Annotated in this window: 8 protein-coding genes; all 8 read right to left on the minus strand. The window is 74.6% G+C overall.

All coding sequences use genetic code 11. The features are described from left to right. Positions 1-10: 10 nt before the first annotated feature. The 8 genes from ASD06_RS07540 to ASD06_RS18410 all read right to left on the minus strand — a co-directional run bounded on the left by ASD06_RS07540 (position 11) and on the right by ASD06_RS18410 (position 5,530). Positions 11-940: an NAD kinase gene (locus ASD06_RS07540; protein WP_056674989.1), complete on the minus strand. Its 930-nt coding sequence runs from the start codon at positions 938-940 to the stop codon at positions 11-13. Next, positions 937-1,797, minus strand: coding sequence for a TlyA family RNA methyltransferase (locus ASD06_RS07545; RefSeq protein WP_200941959.1), 861 nt, complete (start codon positions 1,795-1,797; stop codon positions 937-939). The genes ASD06_RS07540 and ASD06_RS07545 overlap by 4 nt, the downstream gene beginning before the upstream one ends. 3 nt (positions 1,798-1,800) lie before the next feature. Next, entirely contained in the window at positions 1,801-2,049 is a 249-nt protein-coding gene (locus tag ASD06_RS18830) for a hypothetical protein (protein WP_157371567.1), read from the minus strand. After that, positions 2,046-2,663 carry a histone H1-like repetitive region-containing protein gene (locus tag ASD06_RS07550; protein ID WP_056674993.1) on the minus strand — a complete coding sequence of 206 codons (618 nt, stop codon included), beginning with the start codon at positions 2,661-2,663 and terminating at the stop codon, positions 2,046-2,048. Before ASD06_RS07550 ends, ASD06_RS18830 begins: the two co-directional genes overlap by 4 nt. Before the next feature lies 1 nt (position 2,664). Next, positions 2,665-3,744, minus strand: a complete 1,080-nt coding sequence (locus ASD06_RS07555) for an HAD-IIA family hydrolase (RefSeq protein ID WP_056674995.1) — start codon at positions 3,742-3,744, stop codon at positions 2,665-2,667. Then, entirely contained in the window at positions 3,737-4,150 is a 414-nt protein-coding gene (locus ASD06_RS07560; RefSeq protein WP_056674997.1) for a tetratricopeptide repeat protein, read from the minus strand. Before ASD06_RS07560 ends, ASD06_RS07555 begins: the two co-directional genes overlap by 8 nt. Before the next feature lie 21 nt (positions 4,151-4,171). After that, positions 4,172-4,480, minus strand: a complete 309-nt coding sequence (locus tag ASD06_RS07565) for a hypothetical protein (protein WP_056674999.1) — start codon at positions 4,478-4,480, stop codon at positions 4,172-4,174. Positions 4,481-4,729: 249 nt separating this feature from the next. Next, on the minus strand, positions 4,730-5,530 hold the full coding sequence (locus ASD06_RS18410; protein WP_200941936.1) for a hypothetical protein: 801 nt from the start codon (positions 5,528-5,530) through the stop codon (positions 4,730-4,732). Between the last annotated feature and the right edge of the window lie 503 nt (positions 5,531-6,033).

Below are 6,033 nucleotides of genomic sequence, written 5' to 3' on the forward strand. Positions count from 1 at the left end.
CAGCGACACTCTAGGAGGCAGGGCGGCGCTGGCCGCGCCATCCGTGCACCGGCAGGCGGAACTTGGCAACGAGCCGGTCGGTGAAGGGTCCGGGCGCGAGCCGGGCCAGCCGGACGGGCAGCTCGGAGCGCACCGCCTCGATGCGCGAGCCGGGCCCGAGCTCGTACCGGCGGCGTCCGTCGCACCACAGCACGCCGGACCCTTCGGTGTCGCCCAGCACCTCGACGGCGAGCTGGGACTGCGGCCCGACCACCAGCGGCCGGGCGAACAGGGCGTGGGCCGAGATCGGCACGAGCAGCAGCGCCTCCACCTGCGGCCAGACCACCGGGCCGCCGGCTGAGAACGAGTAGGCGGTCGAGCCGGTGGGCGTGGCCATCACCACGCCGTCGCAGCCGATGGTGGACAGCGGGCGGCCGTCGACCTCGATCACCACCTCGAGCATCCGCTCGCGGGCTGCCTTCTCGACCGTCGCCTCGTTGAGCGCCCAGCAGCGGTGGATCACCTCGCCACCGCACCGGACCGTGACGTCGAGCGTGAGCCGCTCCTCGACGGTGTAGTCGCGGGAGACGACGCGGTGCACCGTCTCGCGGATGTCCTCGCGCTCGATCTCGGCGAGGAACCCCACGTGCCCCAGGTTGACCCCCAGCAGCGGCACCGACGTGCCGCGGACGATCTCGGCGCCGCGCAAGATCGTGCCGTCGCCGCCCAGCACGATCACCAGCTCGCAGCCCTCGGCCAGGTGCTCGGGATCGGCGATCTCGACGTCCCCGAGGTGGCGCTGCAGTCCGTGCGGACCCAGGAGCTCGTGGAGCTCGTCGGCCTCCTGCGGCAGGACCGCCACCTCGATGCCGGCCCCCATGAGCGCCTCAGAGATCTCAGAGGCCGCCGCGAGCGCCTCGGGGCGTCCGGTGTGCGTCACCAGCAGCACGCGTCGGTTCACGTGGGTCCTTCCTCGACGGCGCGCTTCGCAGCGGCCGGCAGGTCGTCAGCGGCGAGCTGTGGCGGCAGGTCGGTCGACCGGCCGTCCGCTGGCTCGTCGTCCTGCGCACTGAACCACACGAAGTACTCGACGTTGCCGCTCGGGCCCGGCCACCGGCTCGGACGCAGCGCACGCACCACCAACCCCAGCTCCTGACCGGCCCGGGCCACGGCCACGAGCGCGTCGGCGCGCAGCACGGGGTCGCGGACCACTCCGCCGGAGCCCAGGCGGCTCTTGCCGACCTCGAACTGCGGCTTCACGAGCAGCAGCAGGTCGGCGCCGGGACGTACGAGCGCGGCCAGGTCGGTGAGCACGAGCTGCAGGGAGATGAACGACAGGTCACCCACCACCAGGTCGACCGGGCCGCCGACGGCCTGCGGCGGCAAGCCGCGCACCGAGGTGCCGGAGAGCTCGCGGACCCTCGGGTGCCCTCGCAACGTGGCGTCCAGCTGGTCGTGGCCGACGTCGACCGCAACCACCTCGGCGGCGCCGCGCTGCAGCAGCACCTCGGTGAAGCCACCGGTGCTGGCGCCCGCGTCCAGGCAGCGCCGGCTCGACACCGCCGGAGCCGCGCCGAGTGCGGCCAGCTCGTCGAGCACCCCGGCCAGCTTGAGCGCACCGCGACCGACGTAGTCGGGGTGCTCCCCTGCCTGCACCGTCAACGCGGCGTCGGGCTCGACCTTGCGCGAGGCCTTGGTGACCGCGACGCCGGCCAGCTGCACGCGCCCTTCCCGCACCAGGCGCTCGGCCTGGGTGCGCGAACGCGCCAGACCGCGGCGGACGAGGGCTACGTCCAGCCGTTCTTGCGCCGTGCCCAGCGCTCAGCCCTCGAGGTCGGCGAGGCGGTCCTGCAGGGCGCGGTGCACCCCGACGTACACCTCGACCTGCTCGGCGGGTGGCAGGTCGCGCACACCGGCTAGCGGCTCGAGGGCCTCGTCGACGCGCTGGTCGCCCGTCTGGGGCAGGCGCACGGCAGCCGCTGGTACAGCCTGCTGCTCGGACTGCGCGCGGGGCTGGGGCTCCTGAGGCTGGGGCTCCTGGGCGTCGGAGGGCTGAGCGTGATCGCTCATCGACCGGATCCGGTGGTGGACGCGGCGCGCTTGCTCACCGCGCTCTTCTTCGCGACGCTCTTCTTCGCCGTGCTCTTCTTCGCGACGCTCTTCTTCGCCGTGCTCTTCTTCGCCGCGCTCTTCTTCGCCGCGCTCTTCTTCGCCGCGCTCTTCTTCGCCGCGCTCTTCTTCGCCGCGGTCTTCTTCGCCGCCGTCGATGGCGTGGCGGCACGCTGCACCGAGACCAGCTCGGCATCGCGGGCCGCCAGCTCTCGCTCGAGCTCGTGGATGCGGGCCCGGCTCGCGACCAGCGCCGTCTCGAGCTCCTCACGACCGGTGAGTCCGAGGCGCGCGACGACGTTCTCGACCTCCGAGCGCACGAGGTCCAGCAGCAGCGCGCGGTTCTGCCGACCGGCCGTCACGAGCTCGTCGGCCAGGGCGCTCGCCCGAGCGGCCACTTCCTCCGGGCGCATGGGCATCGCCGACACCGGGCCGCCGGCCACGACCTGCCGCGCCACCTCGAGGGCGCGCTGGCGGGTCACCTGCGTGAGGCCGCCCGCGAGCTGCACGTAGCCCCGCACCATGTCGATCACCGTGGCCTCCTCGACCTCACCAAGATCCCGTCGCGCCGCCACGTTACCGGTCCCAGCCCTGCGGCGCCGTCCACCGCGAGAGGGCCGCTCGGGCGCGCTCCAGGTCGACGTCGGCGCCGTCGTCACACGCAGCCCACACCGCCGCACACGCCACACGCAGCACCTCCACCGCGAGCTGGGCGTCACCAGGCGGATCGGCGTCCACCCGCAGGCCTTCGCCGTCGTCCCACTCGCCCCGCACGCCGGCCCCGGCCGCGCACCAGCGGGGACGGTCCGCCGAGACCCGCGGAGCGTGGTGCTCGCTCAGCAGCCCGGACAGGTCCGCCGCCAGGTAGGCCGGGCGCCGGTCACGGCCCGCCGCGAGCAGGTCGACGGTCGCGCTGGCGCCCGTGAGCACGTGCAGGCCGGGCATGCCGGCCGCGCGCGCCCCCGCCATGTCGGTGTCGAGCCGGTCACCCACGAAGAGGGGCCGCTGCGCGCCGGTGCGCTCGACCGCCGCGGCGAGCAGCGCCGGCGCGGGCTTGCCGGCGACACGCGGCGTCGCTCCGGTGGTGCGCGCGACCACGTCGACGAAGGCACCGTTGCCCGGCGCCGGCCCGCGCGGCGTCGGCAGCGTGCTGTCGACGTTCGTCGCGATCCACGGCACACCCCGGCGCACCGCCACGCACGCCTCGTCGAGCATGGCCCACGACAGCTGGGGCGAGAACCCCTGCACCACGGCGGCCGGCGCGTCGTCGGCCCCCTCGACCGGCGTCAGTCCCACCGCCCGCACCGCCTCGCGCAGGCCTTCGGCGCCCACGACGAGCACCCGCGCTGCGTCCGGGAGATCCGCGGCGAGCAGCCGGGCTGCCGCCTGGGCACTGGTGACGACGCCGTCGGCCGTGCTGTCGATCGACAGCGAGGTCAGGTGCCGCGCGATCTCGGTCGGCGTGCGCGAGGCGTTGTTCGTCACGAAGGCCACGTGGACGCCTCGCCGGCGCAGCTCGCTCAGCGTCTCACGGGCACCCGGCACCGCCTGCGGCCCGACGTAGACGACGCCGTCCAGGTCGAGCAGCACCACGTCGTGCTCGTCGACCAGCGGTCCTCGGCTCGTCTCCCAGCCCGGCGCTGCGGTCTCACTCACCGGCGTGCTCGTCGCCGGACGCCTGCCGAGCGCGCAGCGTGGCCCGGGCCTGCCGCAACCGGTCGGTGTACTCCGCGCGCTCAGGGCGCATGACCGACGCCATGGCCAGGTGCTCCACGCCGCGCTCGAACCGGTTCAGCCGGGTCAGGCTCAGGCCCAGCGCGAAGTGGCCGTAGTCGGAGTCGGGAGACAGCTCGACCAGGCGAGCGAAAGCCTCCGCGGCGCGCTGGAACTGGCCGGCGTCATAGCTGGCACGTCCGAGCGCCTCCCAGCCGCTGGCCGACCGCTCCTCCACGGCGACCGTGCGCTCGAGCAGCACCGCCGCAGCGGCGGCATCGCCTCGACTCAGCAGGTCCATGGCCCGCTGCCACCACTCGTACGGTCCGCCTTCGGGTGCTCCGTCCACCCATCCACGGTACGTCGTCGCTCAGGACGTCGCCGCGCGGCGGCCGCGTGGGCCTGGCGCGCGCCGGATCTGCTGAACCTGCACCTCGTAGCGGCTGGCGGCACCGGCCGGAGTGCGGAAGAAGCGCCGGCGCAGGCTGCCCGCGACCTCGACCTGAGTGCCGTCCGCCCAGGCCAACACCCTGCGGCGCAGCCCCGGTGGCCACACGGCGCAGTCGAGCGCGTCCACGCCGCCCTCCGGGCGAGCCACCACCACACGCGCCGTCACCAGCCGGTCGCCGCTCGGGAGCTCGCGCTCGAGAGCGCCCTGCCAGCGACCGTGCAGCCGCACCTCGTTGAGCCCCGGGCTCGTCGCCTCGTCCGCATCGGATGCGCGTTTGGGCTCTGCGCGTTTAGGCTCTGCGCGTCTGGGCTCGGGCCCGCGCGCCTGCCGTCGGGTCGTCGATGCCACTGGCCACCTCCGGGTCGTCGCCGGCCCCGTGCCGACCCCTCCACCCTGTCGGCCAGGAGCCTCACGCACGAGCGGCGGCCCCACGCCTGTGGACGACGGCCGGTCCGCTGCAGGCCTGTGGACAGCTGGTCAGTCCGACGACGGCTCGCCGCCCTCGGTGTCGGACTCGGTGTCGGACTCGGTGTCGGACCCGGTGTCGGACTCGGTGTCGGACTCGGCCAAATCGGTGATGTCGAGACCCTGCAGCTCCGCCAGGCGCTCGTCGGCGTCCGTCTCACCGTCGAGGTCGCTGTCGGCGGCGCGGGCGAACCAGCTCAACGCCTCGTCGGTCCGCCCGGCGTGCAGCAGGGCGTCGGCGTACGCGTACTGGAGCCGAGCCACGTACGGTCGGCCACCAGGGTGCTCCAGCTCCGGCAGCCGCAGCGCCAGGACGGCCGCCTCGGACTGGCCGAGGTCGCGCCGGGCGCCCGAGACCACGATCGCCAGCTCGATGCGCTCCGTCGGACCCAGCTCAGCCGCTTCGCGCGACGCGGCGAGCTCCAGTGCCCGCTCGGGTCGGCCCAACCCCCGCTCGGCGTCGGCCATCAGAGGCAGCTGGTGCGACGAGCCGCTCATCCGGCGCGCCGCCCGCAGCTCAGCCAGCGCCTCGGCCCACAGTCCCGCGTGGTAGGCCGCCACGCCCACTGCTTCACGCACGATCGCGATGCGCCCAGCCCGCCGCTGGGCGGCCATGGCGTGCGCGTACGCGGTCTCGGGATCGTCGGCGAGCAGCCGCCCAGCCATGACGAGGTGCCGCCCCACGACCTCGGCGTTCGTCTTCGACAACGACCGCAGCTGCGCCCGGACCTGTCGGTCGAGCTCACCGATACTCACGTCGTCCGGCAGGGCCGGCTCCTGCGGGCCAGAACGTCGGGGCCCGAGCAGACGCACCGGCTCATCCGGGCGGCGACCAGCGCCAGCCCGCGGAGGGCGATCGCCCGGGCCACCTCGACGCGCCGGCGTCCGCTCACCGCTCGGTCGCCCACCCGGCGCTCCTCGGCCGGACGAGCGGCTCTCGGGCGCGCCCCCGGGCTGGGAGGGGCTGGAACCCCAGCGCCGCTCCCCGCTCGGTGAGGCACCTGCGCCAGATCGGCGCGGGCGCCCCGAGTCGCCGGCACCGCCAGAGCGCTGCGGGCGCCCTGAGTCGCCGGCACCGCCAGAGCGCTGCGGGCGTCCCTGGCCGCCGGTTCCGCTGGGGCGGCTGGGGCCCCGATGCGGACGGCGAGGGGGCGTGGCGTCATCGTCAGCCATGGGCCGCGTACTCCTGTCAGCGTCGCGTGCGGGAAACACGTCGGTGGGAAATACGTCGGGTGGGAAATACGTAGGGTGGGAAACACGAAGACGCCCACCCGGTGGCCGGGTGGGCGTCTTCATAAAGTATGTCCGGCGGCGTC

Source organism: Angustibacter sp. Root456, assembly GCF_001426435.1.
GTDB lineage: Bacteria > Actinomycetota > Actinomycetes > Actinomycetales > Angustibacteraceae > Angustibacter.

What these genes read in the sequence shown, in the direction of transcription:
- ASD06_RS18830 (WP_157371567.1), bottom strand. Translation starts at nt 2,049, where the DNA reads ATGAGCGATCACGCTCAGCCCTCCGACGCCCAGGAGCCCCAGCCTCAG.